This is a genomic window from Alkalibacillus almallahensis, from assembly GCF_011761495.1.
Classification (GTDB): domain Bacteria; phylum Bacillota; class Bacilli; order Bacillales; family Alkalibacillaceae; genus Alkalibacillus; species Alkalibacillus almallahensis.
Genome location: NZ_JAASRU010000005.1, coordinates 146,364 through 173,091, shown reverse-complemented (window position 1 = coordinate 173,091; position 26,728 = coordinate 146,364). Strand labels below are relative to the sequence as shown.

At 39.2% G+C, this 26,728-nt stretch carries 27 protein-coding genes; 25 read left to right on the top strand and 2 right to left on the bottom strand.

The features are described from left to right. The first annotated feature begins 2 nt into the window (after positions 1-2). The 14 genes from FHR85_RS06345 to FHR85_RS06280 all read left to right on the top strand — a co-directional run bounded on the left by FHR85_RS06345 (position 3) and on the right by FHR85_RS06280 (position 12,325). The gene (locus tag FHR85_RS06345) at positions 3-536 is read left to right on the top strand and encodes an acyl-CoA thioesterase (RefSeq protein ID WP_167262029.1); all 534 of its coding nucleotides are present in this window, start codon (positions 3-5) and stop codon (positions 534-536) included. 125 nt (positions 537-661) lie between these two features. Next, a complete protein-coding gene (hutP, locus tag FHR85_RS06340) occupies positions 662-1,111 on the top strand; it encodes a hut operon transcriptional regulator HutP (protein WP_167262028.1) in 450 nt (149 codons plus the stop codon). A 90-nt stretch (positions 1,112-1,201) separates the two neighbouring features. Then, complete coding sequence (gene hutH, locus FHR85_RS06335; RefSeq protein ID WP_167262027.1) at positions 1,202-2,701, top strand: histidine ammonia-lyase; 1,500 nt, start codon at positions 1,202-1,204, stop codon at positions 2,699-2,701. Continuing rightward, entirely contained in the window at positions 2,701-4,356 is a 1,656-nt protein-coding gene (gene hutU / locus FHR85_RS06330; protein WP_167262026.1) for a urocanate hydratase, read from the top strand. The genes hutH and hutU overlap by 1 nt, the downstream gene beginning before the upstream one ends. 13 nt (positions 4,357-4,369) lie before the next feature. Further along, complete coding sequence (hutI, locus tag FHR85_RS06325) at positions 4,370-5,623, top strand: imidazolonepropionase (RefSeq protein WP_167262025.1); 1,254 nt, start codon at positions 4,370-4,372, stop codon at positions 5,621-5,623. Continuing rightward, positions 5,616-6,560, top strand: a complete 945-nt coding sequence (hutG, locus tag FHR85_RS06320; protein ID WP_167262024.1) for a formimidoylglutamase — start codon at positions 5,616-5,618, stop codon at positions 6,558-6,560. Before hutI ends, hutG begins: the two co-directional genes overlap by 8 nt. A gap of 76 nt (positions 6,561-6,636) precedes the next feature. Further along, a complete protein-coding gene (locus FHR85_RS06315) occupies positions 6,637-7,161 on the top strand; it encodes a hypothetical protein (RefSeq protein ID WP_167262023.1) in 525 nt (174 codons plus the stop codon). 147 nt (positions 7,162-7,308) lie between these two features. Then, positions 7,309-7,488, top strand: coding sequence for an SE1832 family protein (locus tag FHR85_RS06310; protein ID WP_167262022.1), 180 nt, complete (start codon positions 7,309-7,311; stop codon positions 7,486-7,488). A 291-nt stretch (positions 7,489-7,779) separates the two neighbouring features. Then, entirely contained in the window at positions 7,780-8,847 is a 1,068-nt protein-coding gene (gene tapA / locus FHR85_RS06305) for an amyloid fiber anchoring/assembly protein TapA (RefSeq protein ID WP_167262021.1), read from the top strand. A 10-nt stretch (positions 8,848-8,857) separates the two neighbouring features. Further along, the gene (sipW, locus tag FHR85_RS06300) at positions 8,858-9,439 is read left to right on the top strand and encodes a signal peptidase I SipW (RefSeq protein WP_167262020.1); all 582 of its coding nucleotides are present in this window, start codon (positions 8,858-8,860) and stop codon (positions 9,437-9,439) included. Positions 9,440-9,523: 84 nt separating this feature from the next. Continuing rightward, a complete protein-coding gene (locus FHR85_RS06295) occupies positions 9,524-10,168 on the top strand; it encodes a TasA family protein (RefSeq protein ID WP_167262019.1) in 645 nt (214 codons plus the stop codon). 28 nt (positions 10,169-10,196) lie between these two features. Further along, a complete protein-coding gene (locus FHR85_RS06290) occupies positions 10,197-11,042 on the top strand; it encodes a TasA family protein (protein ID WP_167262018.1) in 846 nt (281 codons plus the stop codon). Between the two features lie 66 nt (positions 11,043-11,108). Next, complete coding sequence (locus FHR85_RS06285; RefSeq protein ID WP_167262017.1) at positions 11,109-11,747, top strand: LPXTG cell wall anchor domain-containing protein; 639 nt, start codon at positions 11,109-11,111, stop codon at positions 11,745-11,747. Next, positions 11,747-12,325, top strand: a complete 579-nt coding sequence (locus tag FHR85_RS06280; protein ID WP_167262016.1) for a class D sortase — start codon at positions 11,747-11,749, stop codon at positions 12,323-12,325. Before FHR85_RS06285 ends, FHR85_RS06280 begins: the two co-directional genes overlap by 1 nt. Before the next feature lie 44 nt (positions 12,326-12,369). On the opposite strand, the gene FHR85_RS06275 is transcribed toward FHR85_RS06280, so the two are convergent. Beyond that, positions 12,370-12,684, bottom strand: a complete 315-nt coding sequence (locus FHR85_RS06275; RefSeq protein ID WP_167262015.1) for a helix-turn-helix domain-containing protein — start codon at positions 12,682-12,684, stop codon at positions 12,370-12,372. A 396-nt stretch (positions 12,685-13,080) separates the two neighbouring features. On the opposite strand from FHR85_RS06275, the gene FHR85_RS06270 reads away from it, so the two are divergent. The 8 genes from FHR85_RS06270 to FHR85_RS06235 all read left to right on the top strand — a co-directional run bounded on the left by FHR85_RS06270 (position 13,081) and on the right by FHR85_RS06235 (position 23,062). Then, a complete protein-coding gene (locus FHR85_RS06270) occupies positions 13,081-14,880 on the top strand; it encodes a cation:proton antiporter (RefSeq protein ID WP_167262014.1) in 1,800 nt (599 codons plus the stop codon). A gap of 435 nt (positions 14,881-15,315) precedes the next feature. Further along, entirely contained in the window at positions 15,316-15,921 is a 606-nt protein-coding gene (locus FHR85_RS06265; protein WP_341770937.1) for a TRAP transporter small permease, read from the top strand. A 22-nt stretch (positions 15,922-15,943) separates the two neighbouring features. Further along, complete coding sequence (locus FHR85_RS06260; protein ID WP_167262013.1) at positions 15,944-17,215, top strand: TRAP transporter large permease; 1,272 nt, start codon at positions 15,944-15,946, stop codon at positions 17,213-17,215. Positions 17,216-17,256: 41 nt separating this feature from the next. Continuing rightward, positions 17,257-18,399, top strand: coding sequence for a DctP family TRAP transporter solute-binding subunit (locus FHR85_RS06255; protein WP_167262012.1), 1,143 nt, complete (start codon positions 17,257-17,259; stop codon positions 18,397-18,399). Between the two features lie 129 nt (positions 18,400-18,528). Then, positions 18,529-19,335 (top strand): TerC family protein, encoded by an 807-nt coding sequence (locus tag FHR85_RS06250; protein ID WP_167262011.1) that lies wholly within the window; start codon positions 18,529-18,531, stop codon positions 19,333-19,335. A 59-nt stretch (positions 19,336-19,394) separates the two neighbouring features. After that, positions 19,395-20,489 (top strand): hypothetical protein, encoded by a 1,095-nt coding sequence (locus FHR85_RS06245; protein ID WP_167262010.1) that lies wholly within the window; start codon positions 19,395-19,397, stop codon positions 20,487-20,489. Between the two features lie 86 nt (positions 20,490-20,575). Further along, positions 20,576-21,817 carry an aminopeptidase gene (locus tag FHR85_RS06240; protein ID WP_167262009.1) on the top strand — a complete coding sequence of 414 codons (1,242 nt, stop codon included), beginning with the start codon at positions 20,576-20,578 and terminating at the stop codon, positions 21,815-21,817. A 9-nt stretch (positions 21,818-21,826) separates the two neighbouring features. After that, positions 21,827-23,062 carry a helix-turn-helix domain-containing protein gene (locus tag FHR85_RS06235; protein ID WP_167262008.1) on the top strand — a complete coding sequence of 412 codons (1,236 nt, stop codon included), beginning with the start codon at positions 21,827-21,829 and terminating at the stop codon, positions 23,060-23,062. 60 nt (positions 23,063-23,122) lie between these two features. Here FHR85_RS06235 and FHR85_RS06230 read toward each other — a convergent pair whose 3' ends face one another. Next, on the bottom strand, positions 23,123-24,478 hold the full coding sequence (locus FHR85_RS06230) for a YjiH family protein (RefSeq protein ID WP_167262007.1): 1,356 nt from the start codon (positions 24,476-24,478) through the stop codon (positions 23,123-23,125). Between the two features lie 239 nt (positions 24,479-24,717). On the opposite strand from FHR85_RS06230, the gene FHR85_RS14480 reads away from it, so the two are divergent. The 3 genes from FHR85_RS14480 to FHR85_RS06220 all read left to right on the top strand — a co-directional run bounded on the left by FHR85_RS14480 (position 24,718) and on the right by FHR85_RS06220 (position 26,726). Continuing rightward, positions 24,718-24,846 carry a hypothetical protein gene (locus FHR85_RS14480; protein ID WP_279588348.1) on the top strand — a complete coding sequence of 43 codons (129 nt, stop codon included), beginning with the start codon at positions 24,718-24,720 and terminating at the stop codon, positions 24,844-24,846. A gap of 180 nt (positions 24,847-25,026) precedes the next feature. Beyond that, positions 25,027-26,379, top strand: coding sequence for a sodium-dependent transporter (locus FHR85_RS06225; RefSeq protein WP_167262006.1), 1,353 nt, complete (start codon positions 25,027-25,029; stop codon positions 26,377-26,379). Positions 26,380-26,411: 32 nt separating this feature from the next. Next, positions 26,412-26,726, top strand: a complete 315-nt coding sequence (locus FHR85_RS06220; RefSeq protein ID WP_167262005.1) for a YwdI family protein — start codon at positions 26,412-26,414, stop codon at positions 26,724-26,726. The last annotated feature ends 2 nt before the right edge of the window (positions 26,727-26,728 follow it).

The following is a 26,728-nucleotide window of genomic DNA, read 5'->3' as shown; positions in this document are numbered from 1 at the left end:
TCATGGAAGCGAAACCGTGTATTCAATCATTAACGGTCAAAAATTCGTTCGTCCTACCACCAGATACGAACGGCCACGGCACATTATTTGGTGGCCAGCTCATGCGTTATATGGATGATGTAGCAGCAATCGCCGCAACTCGTCATGCACGCACACCAGTTGTGACAGCTTCAACAGACTCTGTCGACTTCTTAGTCCCAGTGGAAGAGGGTAGCACCATTTGTTTAGAAGCATTTGTGACGTGGACATCGACAACGTCAATGGAAGTGTTTGTTAAAGCCATCACAGAAAATTTATTAACAGGTGAGCGTACTGTTTGTACCACAGCGTTCTTAACAATGGTTGCAGTTGGTGAAGATGGTACACCACTTGAAGTACCGCCTGTTTATCCTGAATCCAGTGAAGAGAAATGGCTAAATGCAGGAGCGGCTGAACGTGCGGATTACCGTAAAAAACGCCGTAAAGAATCAAAAATGTTGGCTGAACGTTTTGGTGCCGACTTCCCTTGGGATCCAACGCATAATCACAAAGAATAATGAATAGGTATAGATTGAAACGCTATTTGATGACCTCATCGAATAGCGTTTTAGTTTACATTGACTTATTTTCGAAATTGTTTTACAATTTTAGATGAAAATTGAATGAAATGATGGTGTTGTGAATGGTTGACCAACCTCATCGGCCGATTGGCAAGTCAGCGCTTCAATTAGTATTAGCCACTAGTGAAGAGCAAGAAGCGTTAGTCGAAACAATCGAGGCCGCTGATTATCAGACGTGTTTAGGTAAGACAGGATCAATGGAATTACAAAAGGTTGTTTCAGCCATCGAAACCGCAGCTAAGCGCCAGGGATTAATTGATGAATCCTTATACCGTGAAATGCACGCCCTTTATCATGCGATTTTAGAAGCCGTACAAGGTGTGACGCGTGGACAAGCGCAACTTGGTGACGTGATGCGGACAGTTGGACTCAAATTTGTCATCGTCCGTGGTGTAGCCTATGAAAATAGGGCTGAAGGTGAATGGATTGCCGTTGCTTTATACGGGACGATTGGTGCGCCAGTGCGTGGTTTAGAACATGAAACAGCTGGTTTAGGAATTAATCATATATAAATGAAGCCCATAAGTCATTAGCGAATAGGGGGCTTATTCTTAGTGTGTCTAAGAATAAGTCCCCTTTTATTATGTGTTGGAGGTGATGATATGACCGTTGAGTTAAATGGGTATGATCTGACATTAGAGGATATTGAGAAAATCGTGCGAAACGCTGAACCCGTTGCTATTTCAAGTGATGCTTATACCCGTCTAATGAAAAGTCGCGCTCATGTTGAAGAGGCGTTAGCCGGTCATCAAAAATTGTATGGTATTAATACAGGATTCGGTAAGTTTAGTGATGTGGAAATTGATGAAACCGATTTAGATGATCTACAAAAACATTTGATCTATTCGCATGCTTGCGGTGTGGGTGAACCATTTTCAGAATCGGTAAGTCGAACGATGGTCTTATTACGTGCGAATGCCTTATTAAAAGGTTACTCAGGCGTACGTCCAGTTGTCGTTGAAACACTTTGTCAATTACTCAATAGACAGATCACCCCTGTTATCCCGTCACAGGGATCGTTAGGTGCGAGCGGTGACTTAGCGCCACTTGCTCATTTGGCACTAGTGTTACTTGGTGATGGGGAGGTGTTTACAGAAGAGGGACGTCAACCAGCTAGAGGGGTTTTAAAACAACATGACATACAACCTATTAACTTACAAGCCAAAGAAGGATTAGCTTTAATTAATGGTACGCAAGCCATGACAGCAATGGGTGTGCAAACGTATTTACAAGCCGAGCGATTGCTCAAACAATCTGAACAAATAGCTGCGATGACAATGGAAGGTCTCGAGGCGGTTATTGACGCGTTTGATGAACGCATCCATTTAGCGCGTGGTTATGATGAACAAACCGCTGTTGCTAGAAGAATGCGAGATCTATTACAAGACAGTCAATTAACAACATCACAAGGCGAAAAACGTGTTCAAGATGCCTATACAATCCGTTGTCTGCCACAGGTTCACGGAGCTTCTTGGCAAACGCTTGATTATGTTCGGGATAAGTTAGAAATAGAAATCAATGCAGCGACAGACAATCCACTCATTTTTGAAAATGGCGATGTTGTCTCAGGTGGTAATTTCCATGGGCAGCCGATTGCGATTGCCATGGACTTATTAAAGATAGGCGTTTCAGAAATTGCTAATATCGCTGAAAGACGAATTGAACGATTGGTTAATCCGCAACTCAATGATTTACCGCCATTTTTAAGCCCTGAGCCAGGGTTACAATCTGGAGCGATGATCATGCAATATACAGCAGCGTCCCTCGTCTCGGAAAATAAGACATTAGCCCATCCCGCCAGTGTGGATTCGATTCCGTCATCTGCGAATCAAGAAGATCATGTGAGTATGGGGACGATTGCCGCTCGTCATGCGCAACAGATTACTCATAATGTCCAGCGTGTTTTAGCGATTGAGTTAATTTGTGCGATGGAGGCAGTCGAGGTGAAGGGCGTTAACCGAATGGCTCAGAGGACGCGCCAATTATTGGATGAAGCAAGAGAAATCGTTCCTTCGATTACCGAAGACCGACCATTTTCATACGACATTGAAGCTCTAACAACATGGTTAAAGGATGATTCAAAACGTAAGGAGGTCATTTAATGGTAAAGTCAATTAAAGCACCACACGGGAAGGAATTAAAGACAAAAGGATGGGTGCAAGAAGCAGCGCTCCGCATGTTAATGAATAATTTAGATCCAGATGTTGCAGAAAATCCAGATGAACTCGTTGTTTATGGTGGAATAGGTAAAGCCGCGCGAAATTGGGAGAGCTATCATGCGATTGTGCGTGAATTAGAACAGCTAGAAAACGATCAAACCTTGATGATTCAGTCAGGAAAACCTGTTGCCGTTTTTCAATCACATGCTGATGCACCGCGTGTGTTACTCGCCAATTCTAATTTAGTACCAGCTTGGGCGAATTGGGATCATTTCCGTGAATTAGATCAAGCTGGTCTCATGATGTATGGCCAAATGACAGCAGGAAGTTGGATTTATATTGGGACGCAAGGTATTCTGCAAGGAACTTATGAAACATTCGCAGAGGCAGCTAGACAACATTTTGATGGTTCATTGCGTGGGACATTGACGTTAACGGCTGGGTTAGGAGGAATGGGTGGCGCACAACCTTTAGCTGTGACCATGAACGATGGCGTTGTGATTGTGGTTGAAGTTGATGAAGCTCGGATTAAACGGCGAATCGAGCATCGTTATTTAGATCAGATCGCTCATTCTTTAGATGAAGCCTTGAAGATGGCTAATCAAGCTCAATTAAACGGTGAGGCACTGTCAATTGGGCTTGTTGGCAATGCAGCTGACGTGTTTCAGGATATGGTGGAACGTGGTGTGACACCTGATTTAGTCACTGATCAGACGTCAGCACATGATCCTCTTAATGGCTATGTACCGATTGGCTATTCATTGGAGGAAGCGGCGCTTAGACGTCAAGATGATGAATCGCAGTATTTAACCGATTCAAGACAAAGTATGAAGCAACATGTAAAGGCGATGCTGACTTTACAAGAGCGTGGCGCGGTCACATTTGATTATGGAAACAATATTCGCCAAGAAGCTTATAATGTCGGCTTAAATCAAGCCTTCGATTTCCCTGGGTTCGTTCCAGCCTTTATTCGCCCACAGTTTTGTGAAGGGAAAGGGCCTTTTCGTTGGGCAGCATTATCAGGTGATCCAAACGATATTTACCGAATTGATCAAGCGTTAAAAGAGACATTTCCTGATAACGATCATTTGCATCGTTGGATTGATATGGCGCAAGAACGTGTGCAATTTCAAGGTTTGCCAGCGCGGATTTGTTGGTTAGGCTATGGTGAGCGAGCGCGCTTTGGCCAAGTGATTAATGATTTAGTTGCATCAGGTGAGGTATCAGCTCCCATTGTCATTGGACGTGATCATTTAGATGCTGGTTCTGTTGCGTCGCCCAATCGAGAAACAGAATCGATGCTAGATGGGAGCGATGCCGTGGCGGATTGGCCGATTTTGAATGCCCTAATTAATAGTGTGAACGGCGCTAGTTGGGTGTCTGTGCATCACGGTGGTGGCGTCGGCATGGGTTATTCGCTTCATGCTGGCATGGTCATTGTAGCTGATGGAACAAAAGAAGCAGAAGCTAGACTTAATCGCGTGTTAACTTCTGATCCAGGTATGGGAGTCGCTCGTCATGTTGATGCTGGCTATGAAAAGGCTGAAGAAGCGGCGCGCCAAAAAGGTGTTCACATTCCAATGATTGATCATAATTAAGGGAGGCGTCTCTATGAGAATACTACTGTATCAAATCGGACAATTATTAACGATGGATGACCACGATGGACCTGTTCATGGAAAGGCCATGCAGCAATTATCCACGTATGAACGATATGCTATCTTAATAGAGGATGGAAAAGTGGTACGAATCGCACCTAGTGTTGAGTTGGAGCAAGTGACAGCAGACGAAAAGATAGATTGTCACGGTAAGCTTGTCACACCAGGTATTGTTGAGCCACATACGCATTTAGTATTTGGTGGGTCGCGGGAGCATGAAATGGCCTTGAAACAGCAGGGCGTCCCTTATTTAGATATTTTAAAACAAGGTGGCGGCATTTTATCAACGGTTCGTTCGACTCGAGAAGCTTCGGAAGACGATCTCTATGATAAAGCGATGTTTCACTTAGATCGTATGGCACAATTCGGAATCACTACGGTTGAGGCTAAAAGTGGTTACGGGATGGACCGTGAGACAGAACTTAAGCAATTACGTGTGGCTCAGAAAGCTAGTCAAGATCATCCACTAGATATAGTGTCGACATTCTTAGGCGCACATGCGATTACTGAGGATTATCGTGATAATCCAGATGCTCTCTTAGATGAAATGGCCAAGATGTTTCCGCAAATTAAAGAAGAGAATTTAGCTGAATTCGTTGATATTTTTACTGAGACGGGTGTGTTTACCGTTGAACAATCTAGACGTTATTTAAACGAAGCGAAAAATTATGGCTTCGATGTAAAATTGCACGCGGATGAAATTGATCCATTAGGTGGAACTGAGTTAGCCGTTGAATTAGGCGCTGTGTCAGGAGATCACTTAGCCGTAGCGACTGATGAAGGTATTCGCCAACTTGGAAACTCAGAGACAATTGGAGTGCTTTTGCCAGGGACGATCTTTTATCTAGGAAAAGGTGATTATGCACGAGCGCGTGCCATGATTGAAGCGGGCGCTGCCATTGCTTTATCGACCGATTTTAACCCTGGAAGCTCGGTCACAGAGAATATTCAGCTGATTATGTCACTTGCAGCTTTGAAGATGAAGATGACACCTGAAGAGATTTGGTATGCCGTGACAACGAACGCGGCGCATGCGATTAACCGTGGCGATACAGCTGGAAAGATCGTAGAAGGTCATCAAGCTGATATCGTGATTTGGGACGCGCCTAATTATCAATACATTCCTTATCATTACGGGGTTAACCACGTGAATACAGTGATGAAAGCAGGACGAATCTTATACCAGAGAGGTGGTTTAATTGGCTGATCATTTAAAACCTGCTGGTCAGGCTAAATTTAAAGACCAGCACGTCACGAAGTTTGATGAATTGCTTATTGAAGCGGACGGTGAGTACCGTCGATACGGGCTGGTTGGAGCACCTCTATCCAAGCCATCCATTAGTCATTCTGGGGCAGCCTTCGCACCGGGGGCTATTCGTCAGGCAATGGCTAGTTACTCGACTTATTCTAATGGGTTAGGGATAGATTTTAATCACGAACAAGTGACTGATTTTGGAGATATCAATATGCATCCAACTGATATTCCAGGTTCACAAGATCGAATAACAGAATCGATTAAGACAATATTAAACCGTCAAGAAGTGGATGAACTCTTTCTATTAGGTGGCGACCATTCAGTGACGTACCCTTCACTAAAAGCGTATCAGCAACAAGTAGGAACAATTGGTGTGATTCAATTTGATGCCCATCATGACCTTCGAAATTTACAAGATGGCGGCCCAACGAATGGGACTCCTTTTCGCCGTGCAATAGAGGACCAAGTTTTAAGTGGCGATCATCTCGTTCAAATTGGAATCCGTGATTTTACGAATGCTGCTGCTTATGATCAATTTGCAAAAGAGTACGGTGTGACCGTTTTTACGATGGATGATGTGAAAGAGCGAGGCGTTGAGGCATTAGTTGACCAAGCGATTCAGCATCTTATTAATCAAGTCGATCTAATTTATTTATCAGTTGACATGGACGTCCTCGACCAAGCATATGCACCAGGCTGCCCAGCAATTGGACCAGGAGGTATGACGAGTCATGATTTATTGACAGGTGTTGAGCGAGCTTCAAATTCTGACGCCGTTAAAGCGATGGATATTGTTGAAATAGACCCAACCCTTGATTTCCGCAACATGACCAGCCGTGTAGCAGCTCATGTTCTGTTTTCATATTGGAAAGGTAAAATTCACCCCTAGCAGGATTTTGACAAAAAGTATAGAATAATATCTGTAGGCATATAATGATAGTAGAATATTGGGTAGAGGTGTCAAAATGAATAAAGTCAGGTGGCTGTTAATAAGTCCCCTTTTGGTCATTGTCGCTTTTATGGGTTATTTTGTTGTAGATGCGAACAGTGATAAGGGTGAGTTTGTCAACGTTAGTCATACAGGTGCTCACGCCAAGGTGTTTAATGAATATCTCGATGTCTATATCGGTCACACATACAAATGGACAGGAGAAACGCTACCAACCATTGAAGGGTTAGAAATTATTAAGGATGATGGATCTGTCTTAACTGAAACTGATCCAAGTATTTATATTGAAACATTCATCGATCCGAATAACCAGACAGATCTATATTACGGATTCAGCCCTGATATGCGAGAAGTTGTTGGCGAGTATGAACAACCAGATGATTTCAACATGACAGAAAATGAAATGACAGTCGTATTTAAAGTAACGATGCATGAACAAAACTATCAATTTGATTTAAGTGACTTGAAGATTCAGTATCAAATCAACAACGAATCCAAACAACAAACGGTCCCACTTAAAAGTTTTGTTTTTCACCATTAACAGACTATGATCAAAACTAATCGTGTTCCGTGCTTATCTTGATTATTGAGATGAAGCGCGGGTTTTCTTTGTTTAAAGACGTATGAATTGCATGAAAAATCACATATCCGTTACAATAGACTTGATTTTGTGATTGGAGTGAATAGAATGACTAAAGATGAAATTCAAGCTCAAATTGATCAATTAAAAATGGATTATATTCGAATTCAAGGTGATTTAGATAAGATGGAAGCAAACGGAGGTAACGTCGCAATGCTAGAGAAATCACTTAATCGAATTGAGGATGAACTAGCAGAATTACGCCAACAACACCAACGAGCAGAATAGTTCTATAGAAACGGATAAAACAGGTTCTAAGAGCCTACGTTAAATCATTTAATGGTTTAACGTAGGCTCTTTTTTAATGTTTTTGTTCTTTATAAAGAATAAATAGGCGGAATTTTAAGAAAAAACTAGAAATTCAAAGTAAATAACGCAATTTTGTTCATTATTGAGAACAAAAGAGGTTATATTGGATTTTTCAAATAGATTACAAGCATATATACTTTGAATTGTTCTTAATAAAGAACGGAAGCATATAATAAAACGTTGGAGTAATTTAATATGGTGGTGAAGGCCTTGAGGCAAAGACGTTTGACGAAAAAACGACGACGGCAAATGAAACGGAATTTGTATATAAAACCGCTAGTAACGGTGTACATTGCATTTTTGCTATTAGCCTTGACGGTTGATGGAACAGCAGCGAAATTTAATGACATCACATCAGTTGAGGGTGCATTTCAAGTAGGGGAATGGACGCCGGATATCCCGGATGACGACGAGGATGAGGAAGAAGAGGGTTGGGATAAAAGTTCACTGACTTTCACTGGAGGAGTTCATGGAGGTTGTGAGCAAATAATAGCCACGATTAAGAACTCGGGTGAAGATATGACATCCCCTTGGGAATATCATGTGTATCGTGCGGCTAATCTTAAAGGAAAACCGGAATGGCAGCGGGTATCAGATTTTGAAGGCGAGACAGAGTTACTTGGTAAAGGAGAATCAGATGAACTGACTTTTAACCCTGACAATAATGGTCGTTATTACTTTAAGTTTGTTCGACAAGACGGACATCCAGGCGGTGACAACGGTGGTAAAAGTGAAGCAATTAAACTAAAAGATTGTGAAGAAAAGCAATCAGCAAATAGCGAAGGTCATAATGGCAAGAAAAATAACCAAGATGAACGACATAAAGATAAAAAAGAAAATAATAAAGGCAATGGAAAAAAAGGTAAAGATAACAATAGCGAACAAAATCAAAACAAAAAATCATCTAATCAAGAAAACAATGAAGAGTTAGAAGAAGATAAAGAAATTAAACAAGATAATGGCAACAACCAAGAAAACGAACAAAAATCTGAACAAAATTCAAAAGATCAAGAAAGTAAAGATGAAGCAGCAAAAGAAAAATCCGAGGATGCTGCTAAAGACAGTCCAGATGACAAAAAAGATCAAAAGAAAAAGCAACCTAGTACTAAGAATGAACAACAGCAAGACTCTAAACAAGAAAAAGAAACAGCTGAAACTAATTCAACTGATGACAGGCAACAAGACGATCAAACTACAAAATCTCAAAATTCAAAAGATGATGACACTCAAGTGAAAGAAGATGAATCATCAAAGGGGGCTCAAAATGAGAAGGAATAGGGGTGATGGTATGAAAACAAAAACACTCAAATGGCTAGGTCGAACGATGAACATAATTTTAGTGAGTATGCTATTAGTCGTATTCACAATGGTCATCACGAACGTCACGTCAAATGGAGAGCCGACTATTTTTGGGCAAGAGTTAAAAGTGGTCTATTCCGGATCCATGGAACCAGAGATTCAGACGGGGTCTGTGATTGGTATTAATCAAAACTATGATGTTCGTAATCTAGCAGAAGGCGACATCATTATGTTTCAAGAAGATAACCAAACGTTTGTCACACATCGAATTATCGATGTATTAAATAATGATGGTCAACTGATGTTCCGAACTAAGGGAGACAACAATGATGCAGCTGATGCAAATGCTGTGTTACCAGAAAATATCTACGGCAAGTTCGGTGGCATTAATGTTCCGTATATAGGTTATGTTATGGATTTTGCGAATTCGAGTATGGGCATCATGCTACTTCTTGTGATCCCAGGCTTATGGTTAATTGGTTGGTCGATTAAAATGATCGTCACAGCTTATAAAGAAGAGAAGAAACAGAAACGAATGGATCGACCAAAACTGAATGAAGATGTTTCCTAATGCTTTTATCGAAGCTTACTGAGTTTCGATGAAATAAATATCAAAATCTCTATTAAGAGATACAATTCAAGGAGGAATTTTAGTATGGGTTTTAAATCAAAATTAGGTGTAGGTGTCATGACAGGTGTTCTTGGCCTATCTTTAATCGGAGGAGGAACGTACGCAGCATTTAATGATGTTGAAGAGGTAAGTAACACATTTGCAGCAGGGACATTGGATTTAGCGGTTGATGAAGCGGAAACTTTTCAATTTGATATTTCAAACTTAAAACCGGGTGACTATTTTGAAAAGACTATTGTATTAGAAAATAAAGGATCACTTGATATTAATAAAATTTTGACTCAAGTATCAGCTGATGGATGGAAAAATGAGGATTTATTAGGTTTGGAAGACAAATTTGGTGAAAAAGCTAAAAATGATATGAATGATTTTTTAAGTCAATTCAAGGTATTTATTAACGGTTCTAATAATGGTATTTCATTAAATACTTTGGTTAATCATAATAATCCAGAAGATATTACAGGTTCAGGGAATGATGTTGGATTAAAAGCAAAAGATAGCATGAGTTATGATGTGAAAATTAAATTCGTTAATGATAACTCGACATTTGATGGTTCACGTTATCACAAACAAAACAAATTCCAAGGTGAAGGTGCAACTTTAGACTTTGATTTCGAAGCAACACAAATGGGTGGCGATGACAGAAGTAATGACGGTAATGCACAGTAATATATCGTAGCAAAGGAGAAGATAGACTATGACAATGAAAAAGAAATTAGCTGTTAGTGGTATTGCTGGAGCGATGGGGCTTAGCTTGATAGCCGGTGGTACTTGGGCAGCATTTAATGACATTGAAGCTACTACAGGTGGCGTCGAAGCTGGGACCCTAAAAATGGATTTATCACAAATTGATGGTGAACCTTATACGTTCAATATTAGTGATCTGAAACCAGGTGATAAAATGACTCGCCAAATTCAATTCAATAACTCAGGTAGTTTAGCGATCAAAGACGTGCTGATGACGATTGAAGATGTAGGGTTCGAGGATTATGTTCCAACTGAAGGTGAAGCTGGTTACGGTGACGCTTGGGCAGATGAAGCTGATACAGATGTTTTAGAGTATTTAGACCAATTTGAGTTGAAATTTATGAAAATTGGTCTAGAAGGAAATGATAGCAACTATCCACATACGTTGATTGAAAACGTAACACTTAAGGATCTCTATCTAGCGTCGGACTCGCTTTATGACAAACCATCAGGTGATGTCAACGGAGCGCGAAACACAATTATTAATGCTATCTCAAATCCAGACAGACTTGCTGATAACCGTTTAGTCGTTTCAACAATTGCGAATGAAGGTTGGGAAGGTGTCCCACTTGTTCCATCTGATAATGATCAGATGAAATTAGTGATTGAATTTGTTGAGGATGATAGCGAAACCTACGAAGACGGTACACATAAACAAAACCGCTTCCAAGGTGATTCTGCAAACATTGAAGTATCCTTCGAAGCACGTCAATGGGAAGGTCAAGGATTTGATGGCGATGGTTCCATTGATGAGAATAAAAGTACAGATACAAACCGAGACGGCACAGTAAATTAAATCCATAAAAGATAAGGGGGGATGGCCTCCTTATCTTTTTTTCGCAAGATAGAAAGGAGTGACGTGATGCGTTCGTTATTCGTCACCTTTATCATCTTATTGATGCTGAGCATGCAACCAATCGTGTCACAAGCTGATGATCATTTGTTTAGTGTTAGTCCAGATGATGTCATGTTTGAGGTGGATCAACTAAAACCTGGTGATTATATGACAGAAACTGTTCGTGTTGAAAATCATCATGAATCGCCATTGGTAGTAATTGGAGATTCTGAATACTTACATGGCTCTAATTATATATATGAACAATTGGAGTTAACGGTGAAGGATGATCAGCAAACAATACTTTATCAAGGTTCCTTAGCCAATTTTATAGAATCGGAAATGGTTACATTAGATGTAGAAGATGAGGAAGAGCTGCTGTTTCACGTCGAATTTCCTATGGAATCTGATAATTCGTATCAAGGGTTAAATATTGGCGTTCAGTTATCATTTTCAACTCAACTAGTAGAGGATAATGAGTCTGTCCCGGGTGAAGAAGACCGTTTCTTACCTTTCACGGGTGGTTCATTACCTGGTGGATTACTTCCGCAAACGGGTGAAACGATTCCTTACCCATATTATGTTATCGGAGTTTTGTTGGTATCAGCTGGTATATGCTTGATGTTGTGGCATAAACGATTGAAAGAGATGTGGGTGAATGATTGATGACCAGGTTGATTGCTGTAGGTTTCATTGTGATTGGACTTGTGGTGATAGCGTGGCCTGATTTACAACAAGCACAGCATATGCAAAAAGAGCAGGATTTAGTGGAAGGTTTCCAGGCTATTAATGATCACTTAAAAGTGGAGGCACAAACGACGAGCAAGCCTAACAGTCAGACTTTTCAAGATGAAAATGTTTATGGGCTAATCCATATTGAAAAGCTAGGTCTAACCTTACCCTTATTAGACGATATTTCTGCTCAATCATTAGACATTGGAGCGGGGTTGATCCGACAAGGCAATAGGTTTGGAGAACCTGGAAATATTGGAGTAGCAGCTCATCGTTCACGAACGGAAGGACGGCTATTTTCAACCCTAGATCAAGTAGAACGTGGCGACGACATTACAATTGAAACAAGAGATAAGATGATTGAATATGAAGTGTTTCAGACCACTGTTGTGTCGCCTGAAGAAATTGACATTCTTCATAATAAAGGCGATCAATCGATTGTCACATTGATTACGTGTACAATTGACGGAGAAAATCGATTGATCGTGCAAGCAAAAAACACCCGTTTATAACGACTTAATCAGTTATAAACGGGTGTTTATTTATATGGTGTTGGTTATTCATTGTGATTACTGTTCTTCCATTTATTAAACTCGATAAATTCACGAAATTCATCTTTTGAAACACCAGAATCCATGGCTTCTTTCACTAATTCTTCCCAATCATCATCAAGCGATTCATCTTTAATGAGTTGGTCGATGTCGATGTTTAATACAGTTGCCACCTTTTCAAGAAACTGAATGGATGGATTGTGCTGTAAGTCTCGTTCAATCGCACTAATATAAGATTTAGCGACTCCAGCCTCTTCAGCAAGTTGAGACAGAGTCATACCAGCTTCTTTGCGGTATTTTTTAACTCTTGAACCAATCATTATACATACTCCTTCATCGATTGCTTGGATGATAAATACGTCTAATTTTAATATAGCATATTTTATGATTGAATGCCTTGTAATTTGTCGATGAATTATTAATTTAGTGTAATTTTGAGTTAATAGTCCTTACTTTAGCTGATCACCATTTGGTCCATGAGCCCTAATACCTTTTGAATTGATTTTCCGTCATTTTATCGTTATGATAAGACTACTTTTATCAAGTGAAACTGACGCCTAAAAACTGTCATGGCAAGGGGTAGAAGTTTTCGATTGACGGTGGCATAACACGTATTTATAATGGCAGGGTATCTTGTGCCAAAAATACTAAAGGATGTGTCATGACACGTACATCATCCTTCTTATTTAATATAACAGGCGTTAGGGGGAATCAGGATGGATCATATCTTAATGGTGCTCATGTTAATCGGTGGCTTCGGTGTTTTCTCACAATGGCTAGCTTGGCGAACGCGTATGCCTGCTATTGTGGTCATGTCGATTGTCGGACTGATTGCAGGGCCAATATTAGGAATTATGAACCCGCAAGAGGACTTGGGGGAATTGTTTCGACCATTAATTTCGATTGCCGTCGGGATTATCTTATTTGAAGGAAGTCTTAATCTCGATTACCGAGAAATTCGTGGCATGCGAAAACCTGTGTTTCGCATTGTAACAATAGGAGCAATGTTAGCCTGGATATTAGGTTCCCTAGCAGCTCACTATATCGCAGGTTTATCCTGGGCTGTGGCTTTCGTTATTGGTGGTATTTTTATCGTGACAGGTCCTACTGTCATCCTACCTTTATTACGCCAAGCGAAATTAAAGCCGCGAGCAGCGGCCGTTTTGAAGTGGGAAGGCGTGATTGTTGACCCGTTCGGTGCGTTAATTGCTGTCTTCTCATTTGAGTTTATTCAATTCTTAACAACAGAATCAGTTGAATTTAGCGCTGTTCTCATGTTCTTGCTTGCTTCATTAGTTGCAGCGATTATCGGCGGTTTATTTGGTTATATGATTGGCTGGTCCTTTGAACGAGGCGCAGTGCCTGAGTTCTTAAAATCACCTGTCGTTCTTGTGACCGTGATTATGGCCTTTGTGATTCCCGATATGATTATGCATGAGACTGGACTATTAGCTGTTACCGTCATGGGTATTGTGATTGCTAACATGCATATTGCTTCGATTAATGACATGCGTCACTTTAAGGAAAATATATCTGTTTTACTCATATCAGCGATTTTTATCATGTTAACAGCATCACTAGGTCGTGACACTTTATTATCGATTTTTGATCCGAATATTTTATTATTTATAGCGATGATGTTGTTTGTGATTCGTCCAGCAACCATTTTCTTATCAACGATTGGAACTAATTTAGAATTCCGTGAAAAGCTACTCGTTGGTTGGATCGCACCAAGAGGTATTGTGGCGTTAACCGTTTCAGCCTATTTCGCAAGTATCTTATTGGATGCTGGCTATGATGACGCAGGTATATTAACATCATTAACGTTTGGTTTGGTATTTTTCACAGTTGTGGCACATGGTTTTTCCATTGGTTGGCTATCACGTAAATTAGGACTTTCCATGGATGATAAACCAGGCGTTATCTTTGTGGGATCAAATAAATTCTCAACTAGTTTTGCTAAAACATTGCAGAATTTAGATATTCCTGTGATCGTGACGGATGCTTCAAGCAGTCGTTTGACCCATGCGAAGCAAGCAGGCGTACCACATGAGCATGAAGAAATTCTGTCAGAACAAATGGAATACCAACTTGATATGACACCTTATGATTTCATGTTAAGTGTTACGGAATATGATTCTTATAATACGCTTGTCAGTTCAACATTTAAGCCTGAATATGGTAAGGAAAAACTTTATCAACTACCACTTCAATCAGATGCTGGTGATACATTAAATGATGTTAGTCATCACATTAGTGGTACGGTATTATTTAGTGATGATATTACATGGACGACGTTAAACGAGAAGATCAATCGAGGGTTCATATTCAAGAAGAAACTAATTACGAAAGAATACACTTACAATGATTTCTTAGATGATTGTGATGCGGAAGACGTATTACTTGTCATGTTAAGACAATCAGGTATGTTAGATTTCTATTCACCAGAGAAACAAACATTAATTGGCGAACCTGGGGACTTAGTCATTAGTTTAGCGAAACCGAATGTTGATTAAAAAAACCGTTCTTTGTGGCTTCTGCTGCAAAGAACGGTTTTTTGTGTTTAGACAGTAATAGCTTGTTCTTTATATGAAAATATGTTAGAATATTAGCACAATTAAAAGCTCCACAGAATGACCTACAGATTCCCTCTTTTTTACCTGCAACCTAGAAGTCAAACAGCAAATTTTTAGTTATAAGGATTAATTAAACGAAATAGACATTATTAAAAAGAATGTTAAGGATAAGCCATGTAGAATAAGACTTCATCATAAATTATTCGACTATTTCTAAAAATTCAGCGTTTGTAGCAAACCATTTTTCTTCGATAATATTTTAGTATGACTTTTTAATTACAAAATGTAACTAGATTTTTCAATAAGTTGTTTACCAATGAAAATTTTAGGGTGAGTCAAGCTCGCCTTGATGCCGACCAATTGAGGAGGAACAACGTGAAAGAGCAATCGTTTTGGCAAAATCCAGTGTTTAAAGCAATTGGTAAAGGTCTGCGTGCAATAGATTATGCTTTTCTAAAGCTTGAAGAATTTATCTTAAGTGCTGCAATTATTGTTATTGCTGTCATGATCGGCGGTAATGTGATTAGTCGGGAATTCTTTGGCCCAAGCATATGGTTCCATGCAGAAGTTTCTTTATTCGCGGTTGTCATCGCTACATTTATGGGGATTAGCTATGCTGCTCGTAAAGGTCGACATATTAGTATGTCAGCCATTTACGATACAGTGCCATGGAAAGTTCGAAAGGCGATGGCGATTTTTATTCCAGCTGTCACTTCAGGAATTTTATTTTATTTGTCTTACGTATCTTATGAATACATGCTCACAGTGATTGAGTCTGGTAGAACGACTACTTCCTTACAAGTTCCGCAGTGGTGGTTATATTTATTCATTCCACTGGGTTTCTTAACTGGAGCGATTCAGTTCTTACGTAATCTAATTGTGAATTTAATTAATAAGGAAGTCTATATCGGGACTGATGCAAAGGATTATAATGATACGGATCCTGAACAGCGTGACGAAGAAGAAAGCACACAACTATAAAATATAAAGTGAGGAACAAGCTATGTTAACAGCGCTACTTGGAATAATGTTTGTTCTCTTGATGCTTAATTTTCCAATGATGATTCCGTTAATTATTGCACCTTTCATTGTGGCGATCTTCTATTCACCACTTTTGGATACATCGATGATGGTGCCGCAATTAATTACTGGAATTGAGACTTACGAACTTTTATGTGTGCCGTTGTTTATTTTTGCGGCCGATATTATGACATCAGGTAGAACATCTGAGAGATTGCTAGATTTTGTTGGTTCATTCGTTCGCCATATTCGCGGTGGGTATGCCGTTACAACAGCTGCGGCTTGTACGATGTTTGGCTCCATTTCTGGTTCAACGCAAGCGACAGTTGTTGCCATTGGTCGTCCGATGCGCGAACGTATGCTAAAGGCTGGTTATAAAGATTCGAGCGCTATGGCCTTAATTATTAATGCTAGTGACGTGGCATTACTCGTTCCGCCGAGTATTGGTCTGATCATTTATGGTTTAGCGTCAAAAGAATCGATTGGTGATCTATTTCTAGCTGGTATTTTACCGGGTATATTAGTCTTTTTAGCTTTCGCTACATACAGCATCCTTTATGCCAAAGTTAAAGATATACCTTTAGCATCTAAAGCAGATTGGAAAGAACGCTTTCAAACATTTCGCAAGGCTCTTTTACCATTAGGCTTTCCAATTTTAGTTATCGGTGGTATTTACTCAGGTTACTTTACTGCGACTGAAGCAGCAGGAGTATCGGTAATATATGCCTTATTATTAGAAGTAATTATTTATCGTTCGATTCATATTAAACGAATTCCTAGTATAGCTTTATCAACCGGGTTAGTTACTTCGGTTGTCTTCATACTAGTTGCTGGTGGGCAAGTTTTCACCTTTTTAATTAACTTAGAAAACATTCCACAAATGTTAACAGATGCAGTTTTAGGATCTGATCCATCAGCTATATATGTTTTAGTAATCGTCAGTGTTTTCTTCTTCGTAGGTTGTATGTTTGTGGACCCAATCGTGGTGATTTTAGTCTTAACACCCATCTTTTTACCTGCGGCAGAAGCGGCGAATATCGATTTAGTTCATTTAGGTATCATTATCACATTCCAGGCGGCATTAGGTTCAGCGACACCACCATTCGGGGTCGATATATTTACAGCGAGTGCCGTGTTTAATAAGCCGTATATGGAAGTTATTAAAGGCACGCCACCATATATACTGATGATGATTGCTATTTCAGTCTTATTGATCTTGTTTCCACAGATTTCTCTTGCACTTGTACCAGAGTAAGAGAATCTTTAAAACACTATATAATTACAATTTAGGGGGTAATGATCATTTTTAACAAGAAAAGTTTTATCTTAGCTTTAATGATCTTTTTAACATTAGGTTTATTAGCTGCTTGTGGCGGCGGTGACGACACAAGTAGTGAAGGGGATGGTTCAGGTGATACAGAAGAATCATCTGATAGTGAAGGAAGTAGCGATAGCGGTAGTGACAGTGGTGACACTGAATTTGAAGAAGATACGTGGCGCTTTGTAACAGAAGAAGTTGAAGGCCAAGTTCAGTATGTGTATGCAGAAGAGTTTGGTAAACGTATTTCTGAAAAGACAAATGGCGCGATCACAGTTGAGCCGTATGAATTTGGTGGACTAGGTAGTGAAACAGACCAAGTCGACCAATTGATGCAAGGTACAGTTGAAATGGCTGTTATGTCACCAGGTTTCACAGGAAACATGGTCGATGAAGGCCAATTATTTGCTTTACAGTTCTTGTTCCCAACAGATCAAGCTACAACACAAGAAATTTTAAACAATAGTGAAGCGTTAAATACAGATTTACGTGAACAGTATGAGGAGCATAGTATTACGCCACTAGCTTACTGGTCAGAAGGTGCTATGCAGTGGACGTCTAACGATCACCCACTAAAAACACCAGAAGACTTTGAAAACTTCCAAATGCGTGTTCAAACGTCACCATTAATTATGGAATCTTATGAACAATATGGTGCGAATCCTCAAGAAATGAGTTGGGGTGAACTATATACAGCACTTGACCGTGGTACCGTTGAAGGTCAGGAAAACCCGATTTTCTTCATTGGTGATGCTTCATTCCACGAAGTTCAAGATTATTTAACAATGTCGAACCATAATAACTATGTGGCGATGACAACCGTTAATACTGAATGGTTTAATGGTTTGGATGAAGAACTTCAAACAATTGTTGAAGAAACAGTAACAGAAATGCAAGATTGGGTATTCGAAGAGCAAAAAGCTCAAAACGAAGAGTATCTAGAAGTAATTAAAAATGACGAAGAAAACCCAACGGATGTTGTAGAATTAACAGATGAAGAAGTTGCAACTTTCCGCGAAGAAGCGAAGGAAGTTCGAGAATTCTACCGAAACGAAGTATCAACCGTTGATGGTGCGATTTTAGATAAGCTTGAAGAAGAAATCGCAGAATATACCGAATAACAGAGTGAATCTGTGGACGATGCAGGCGATACCATAATAGGTATCGCCTGTTTTCGTGTATTTAGGAATTGAACATGTCCATTCTGGATAAGCTAATCGTTGTGATCCTAAGATTAAGGAGCGACAAATATGGAATGGTCATTAATATTAGAATATAGTTGGGTATTAGTTATATTAGTTGTATTAGAAGGAGTATTAGCAGCTGATAACGCCATGGTATTGGCGATCATGGTTAAACATTTACCTGAAAAACAACGGAAAAAAGCATTGTTTTATGGGTTACTAGGTGCTTTCATCTTTCGAGTTGGATCTTTATTTATAATTTCATTGCTAGTTGATTTTTGGTTTATACAAGGTTTAGGAGCTTTATATTTATTTTTTATAGCGGGTAATCATTTAGTGAAGAAATTTATTTTAAGGCGTGACAATGAAGAGGACAAAAAGAAAAAAGCTGAAAAAACGGACGGCGCAGGCTTTTGGATGACGGTCGTCAAAGTGGAATTTGCGGATATTGCCTTTGCCGTTGATTCTATATTAGCTGCTGTAGCAATCGCCATGGCACTACCGCCAACGCCTATTCCAGCGATTGGTGGAATGGATGGTGGCCAATTTCTCGTGATCTTATTTGGTGGGCTGATTGGCGTCATTATTATGAGATTTGCCGCCACATATTTCGTGAAGTTGATTAAACGACGCCCAGGGTTAGAAACAGCCGCCTTTATGATTGTTGGTTGGGTGGGTGTAAAATTACTTGTTATCACCTTAGCACATGAAGATTTAGCCATTATACCGTATGACTTCGCTCATTCAACGCTTTGGAAGATTATCTTTTATGCCGTATTAGTCGGAATTGCGGTAACAGGTTGGTTCGCAAGTGACAAAAAAGATCCCGATGATTCTGATACAGATGAAATGATGAGTGTAATGAAATCATAATCAGTTCTGTGCCAAGCCTTTTTCACATATAGTGTTGATAGTAGTGAAGGAGGGGTGTCATGGCACAATTCGATTATTTCATGGGTGGAACAACAGCAAAAGGGTATGTGCAGTTTTATGACAATGCAGTTGAGCAATTAGACCATGTTATTTATTTAGATGGTGGTTTTACAACGATTATAAGTCCATTACTCGAGCGATTGGCAAATGATTATTCAAGTTTGACGGATGTCGAGACTGTTCGAAGTCATTTGATGCCAACATGTTTTGAAGCGGTCATTTTACCAGATTACCGAATTGGTATTTTTGATCGGACGAAGATGCAACAAAAGCGTTTGTCACTTCCGGGATTAAAAGAGCATCTCATCTATTTTGGTGATGGGTATGAATTGAATCGATTGAATAAGCATCACCAGCAGTTGTTGGATCTGAAAAAAACGATTCATGATATTCACTATACAGCGATACAGCATTTTGAACGGGCACTTGATCATCATGAAAAAGTTGAATCAGTTTATAGTGACTATTTAAATATTCGACGAGCCAATGAACATACGACTGAATTAATGGATGCCTTATTAAAAGATAAACAGCAAGACCGCATTGCTTCGGTTAAGCATCGATATTTAGGAGCTGCGACACCAGATGGACCTGTAGATTATGTCCTAGATTTGACCGATGATATAACCAATCGTTATTTCATTAAAGGTCGTTCAGGAACAGGAAAATCGACGATGTTAAGAAAGATTGCTCATGAAGCTCATGATCGTGGCTTTGATGTTGAAGTGTATCACTGTGGATTTGACCCGGGCAGTTTGGATATGGTGATTGTTCGAGAACTTAATTTTGCAATTTTTGATGCAACACCTCCTCATCAACATAAACCCGTTCGCCAAGGTGATTTAATATTTGATGTTTATGAACGATTTATAGATGGTCATCCTGATGCCTTGCACCGTGAAAAATTAATTAAATATAAACAAATGTACCAAGATGAGATGGCTGAAGCGAGAACACAGTTATATAAGTTACATGAGAAGCAACACGAGTTTGAAACGATTTACCGTGAGGCATTAAGTGAAACATTTTTTGAAGAGAGTTATCATCGTGTGCGTCATTGGGTAGAAGAAGCGAAGCCCTATGCATCTTTATGAGGGTGAAAATTTTGGCAGATAACTTTTTAATCGTTTGAAAATATGAAATAATAGATTTGTCGAACATTGAAGAAGGAGTGGAAGTAATGGCTTTTCCAACGTCGGAACAATTAACCAAGTATGCAAAATTAGCAGTTCAAATGGGTGTTAATATTCAAGAAGGGCAAGCTCTTTTAATTAACGCACCACTTGAAGCGCGAGAATATGTACACCATGTGGTTGACGAAGCCTATGCAGCTGGTGCTGAGAATGTGCAAGTCAACTGGGCAGATGAGGTGCTAACACGTAAACGTTATGAGAGTGAACCACTTAGCGTTTTAGAAAATGTCCCGAAATGGCAAATCGAGCGCGTATTAGGCCATGCACAGGATGGTGGTGCTGTATTGAATATCTTAGCGCCTAATCCAGATTTACTAGAAGGCATTGATGCTGAACGCGTTGCTAAAGCAAATAAAGCACGTAGTGAAGCGATGAAAGATTATAAGAAGTATATTATTAACGATAAAATCCAGTGGTCTATCGTATCAGTCCCAACTGAAAAATGGGCGAAGAAAGTATTTAACTCGGATAATGGCGAGCAAGCGGTGAATGATTTATGGGAGCAAATCTTTAGTATTGTTCGTGTGGATCAAGAAGACCCAATTGCAGCTTGGAAGAAACACAACGAAACGTTATTTGAGATTCGCGATTTCTTAAATGAAAAGCAATACGACCATTTAGAGTATCAATCAGACTATGTTGATTTAACTGTTAAATTACCAGAAAATCACGTCTGGGCTGGTGGTGGAGCTGTTGCAGAAACAGGTGCTTCATTTAATCCAAATATGCCAACAGAAGAAGTCTTTACAGCTCCAGATTACCGTGGCGTCAACGGAACGGTGAAGAATTCGAAACCACTTAATTATAATGGAAACTTAATCGATGATTTTGAATTAACGTTCAAAGACGGGCAAGTGGTTGATATGAAAGCTGGTACTGGTGAAGAAACCTTTAGACATCTTCTAGATTCAGATGAAGGAGCTAAATATTTAGGTGAAGTTGCCTTAGTACCACATTCATCTCCAATTTCACAATCAGACCTAGTGTTTTTCAACACACTTTATGATGAAAATGCTTCATGCCACTTAGCATTAGGCTCAGCTTACCCAACTAATGTACAGAACGGTGAGAAGATGAGTGATGCTGAGTTAAGCGAAATTGGTGTCAATTCAAGCATCATTCATGAAGATTTCATGGTTGGCTCAGCTGACTTAACGGTTTATGGTGTAACAGCTGACGGAGAAAAAGAACCGATTATTGAAAATGGTGAGTGGGCAATTCCCCGCTAGGTGAAAGCGATGAGCGTATTAGGACAAGCGCTTAAAGTCCACCGAACGAATCAGGGGCTAACACAGGACCAGTTAGCCGAAGAAATTTGTTCGGTGGCTTATTTAAGCAAATTAGAAAATGGAAAAGCTGAACCTCACCGACAGACAATCGAATCAATTTGTCGTCGATTAAGTATGAATTCAACACCATTTATTGCAGAGTCAGATCCTACATTTCATAAGGCCATATCTCAGTGGCTTTATGAAATACATATTTTTCATATTATAGAAGTGGACAAACAATCTCCTGCTATTTTTAGGGACATTGATCAGATTGAAGCTTTATCTGACCAATGTTTATATGATTTGGCTTTACTAGGCTATTATTTGTTGAAAGATCGATTACTAGATGCAACCAATCAATTTGATTATCTACAAAAAAGAGAATCGCTATATTTAGCTTGTGACGCTTTTAGTTATTACAAATTTACAGGGCTATATTACCAGCGAAAAGGCATGTACAGTCATGCGATTGAACAGCTTGAAGAAGCTAACACTCTAGCACAAGATCAACCTGATGCCGAATTGTATTTAACGATGGCGACCGTTTATAGCCAGATGAGTAATATTGTTGTTTCGAATAAGTATGCACAAATGGCTTTTACTATATTTCAAGAAAAACTGTTTTATGTTCGAATGATTGATTGTCAAATTGTCTTGGGTTTGAATTACAGTTTAGTGGGAGACTTCTATTCAGCTGAAACATATTTCAATCAGTTATTAGAAGTAGACGGGGAGCATTTGTTAGATAAGACGCGGGCAAATATCCATCACCACATCGGGTATATTCATTTTCGCAAACAGGAGTATGAACAAGCGAAGAAGTCGTTTAATACGGCACTGAGCTTCGATACAATTGAAATGGATTTTTTGAATTCAAGGTATTGGCTTGCCTATATTGCCATGATTGAAGATGATGCTCAGAAAGCTAAAGAACATATCCAGAACGGGTTGTTAGTGGCTGATCGATATGAGCATCCACATTACGATATGAAATTTCGCGTGTTAGATTATCGTCTGGATGGGCAAGAAGAAGAATTAATGGCGTATTTAGAGCAGGATGTTATACCGTTTTTTGAGAAGAATGGAGAAGCCGTTGAGTTAAAACATTATCATTATTTATGTGGCACATTATTATTTGAACGGAAAAAATATAAACGCGCTGCTGAATGTTTTAAATATGCATCAGATGATTTTCTGTTGTAAAATAATGTTTGAAATACAAAAAGCCGGGTGATTTTAATTTAAATCACCCGGCTTTTGTGTTTAAAAAATAATATGAGCCATGGCTACAATGACTGGTAGTGTAATCAATGTACGTAATAAGAAAATGACAATCAGTCGTTTGAAATTAATAGGAACGTTTGAAGCGAGTAAAACGCCCCCGACTTCTGATAAATAAATCAACTGCACTACACTCAATGCGGCAATAACAAAGCGTGTCATATCACTGGCGACGGACTCAATTAATAATGCCGGTAAAAACATATCCGTAAAACCAATTAATATCGTTTCTGAAGCGGCTTTAGCTTCAGGGATTTGCATCAGTTCTAATAGTGGAACAAAAGGCACGCCAAGCCAAGTGAATACAGGCGTCGTATTGGCAACGACTAACCCAATGGTTCCGACTGCCATAACGATTGGTAATACACCAATCCACATGTCGAGTACATTTTTAGTAGCCAACTTCAGATAACCCGCTATACCAGGTGACTGTTTGGCGCGCTCAACTGATTGTTTATAGCCCCATGAAAAGACGTTATAGCCTTTAGGAATCGATTCGTCGAGTTGTTCTGATTGTTCTTGATATAATTCATCTGGAATCCGTGATAATGGTGGAATGCGTGGCATGATCAAAGCGGCCACTAAACCAGCTACAAAAATGGTTCCGTATAATGGTAAGAACATATTCATCAAATCAACTTGTTGAATGATCGAAATTGTAAATGTAATCGAGACAACAGAGAAAGTCGTTCCGATGACAGCCGCTTCACGTTTTGTATAATAGCCTTGTTCATATTGTTGATTGGTTAATAGGACACCGACTGTGCCATCACCGAACCAAGACGTTAAATTATCGACTGTTGATCGACCTGGCAACTTAAATAACGGGCGCATAATTTTCGTGAATAATGAACCAATTAACTCCATTAGACCGAAGTTTAAGAGTAATGGTAATAGTAAGCCTGCAAATAGAAAGACAGTTAATAAGAAACTGAGCAAGCCGTCGTCGCTTAACAGCATGCCACCGTTTTCTCCATTATAGATCGCTCCCCAACCTAATTCGAAATAGGTTATGATCGCGATAATCATCCCGATTAAGCGAATGGTGAGCCAAACGGGGCCAACGTTAAATAAACGGCCTAATAATGTATCTTCAGGAATTTGATTTTTCTTAGTGATTGTTATAATTAATGATCCGATAGCTGATATACAAATTAATAATAAGACAAGTAAGGTTGTACCATGTCCTAAGAAAACTTGAAGTTCTTCAGCTAAAACAGCAACGGGTATATTCGTTTGCCCCTTGTATTGAATGGGTGTCATGAATAAGAAAACCCCGATCAATGACAAGATAATAAATTTCAAATGATACTTTATATGAATTGCATTATCGCTCATGGAAGTCTACCTCCTTAGTCGCTTACATTATGACACATTCATGATTATGCAACAACATGCAAAAAGATAAAATAAATATTAGTAATTGCCTGTCAATTTGAATGATAACATAAAGTTTATTATATGAACATAACATTGCTAATTTTCAAAAAACTGTTTACCAGTGAATAAGTCTGTAGTATAATGTATTTTGTGTTCTTCATAGTATAACGAGAAAGTTATATAGGGGGTTCTTGGGATTGATTAATAAGGAATACGAGCGTTGGGTGAGTCAATTCGAGTTAGAATTAGGTAGAGATTTAAAAGATAAAGAGAAGCATTTAGTCTATTGGATGTGTGATCAAGAAAAGAAGAGTAATATTAGTTAGTCATAAAAACAACTCCCTGATACACTGCGTCTGTGGTCATTAAGCAGTGTATTTTTATACGACATAATTTTATCGGTTTAAAGTATTGACACATAAAAGGGTTGGAGTGGTAAAATGAACAATCATATTTCTTTGTCAGTATGATAAACTAATGATAATGATGAGTTAGGAGTGAACATGATGAGTCAACAAAGTGGCATTGGCCATGATCAATGGAAATCAAGATTTGGTTTCATGCTTGCAGCTATGGGATCAGCGGTAGGTTTAGGTAATATTTGGCGCTTTTCTTATGTTGCAGGTGAAAGTGGCGGTGCGACGTTTTTACTTATATATCTTGCTTTTGTATTGTTAATCGGAATCCCACTATTACTTACAGAATTCAGTATTGGTAAAGCTGGTAAAATGGATGCCGTCGGTTCGTTTAAAAAATTAGCCCCTAACACTAAATGGCATATAACGGGCATTATGGGTGTTATTGGCGGTATTTTAATTTTAAGTTTCTATAGTGTTGTATCAGGTTGGTCTTTATTTTATTTATATCAATATATAACAGGAAGTTTTTGGACTGAGCCGGATGGCGGTTTTGGGGCAGCTTTTGATGCTTGGATTACTAACCCTATTGCCCCTTTATTTTGGCAAGCATTATTTTTAATTGTGACAATTGTCATTGTAAGGCGTGGTATTGGTTCAGGTATTGAAAAAGCCAATAATGTGTTGATGCCTGCGTTAGCATTGCTTATGGTCTTCATGGCGGGTTATGGCCTTACGTTAGACGGTGCGAGTGAAGGGTTAGCTTTTCTATTTTCACCTGATTGGTCTAAGTTTGGCGATCCCAATGTTTATCTAATGGCATTAGGGCAAGCCTTTTTCTCTTTAAGTATCGGGATTTGCGGCATGTTGACGTACAGCAGTTACTTGAAAGATAAAGATAAATTACCAGCTGCAACAGTTGGTGTCGGTCTATTAGATACATTGTTTGCTGTGATTGCAGGTATTATGGTGTTCACAGCCGTATTTAGTTTTGGTGTAGAACCACAATCAGGGCCACCATTAGTGTTTATTATCTTACCAAGCATTTTTGAAAGCATGCCAGCAGGTGGTGTCATCGGTATAATCTTCTTCGTGTTATTGACGATGGCGGCTCTTTCATCTGCCTTGTCATTACTCGAATTACCCGTTGCTTACATTCACCGAACGCTTGGTTTCACTAGAAAAGCAGCAACATTCATTGCTGGATCGATTATTTTCGTATTAGGTATTGCGGCTTCACTAGGCTTTGGTATTTGGAGTCATATTCAAGTGAACGGCAATAATATTCTCGATATAATGGATAATATTACGGCTAATGTTATTTTGCCACTTGGAGGCTTATTAATGGCCATTTTTGTTGGTTGGTATTTAACGCGTGAGAAGGCCGTTCAATTCAGTGAAATTGAAACACCGATTCTGCAGGTCATTTGGTTAGCGATTATTCGTTTTATTGCTCCAATTGTGTTATTAATTATTATGATCACGTCTCTATTGGGCATTTAAAGTTTATGCTATAATAGTTTGTGGTGATCGATATGTCAGTGTCTTATCAACAAATAATTGAAAAAATGAAAATTGAATTACAATCTGTTGATGCTTCTTCTAATGAAGCCGATTTACGTGCTAAAATGTATGCAATTCGGTCGTTAGCAGATGTGGTGTTAGCTGATGAGGTGAAGGATGAACAGACAAAATCCTCTGTTCAGCCTGAGCCTAAACAATCATCTAGCAAAACATCTGACATTTCGCCAATAGAAGCTAAAATGATGGGAATTGAACAACCGTCAAAGTCGTCAGAACCGACATGGCATGAAAGTGATGCGAACGGTGAATCAATTTTTGATTTCTAAAG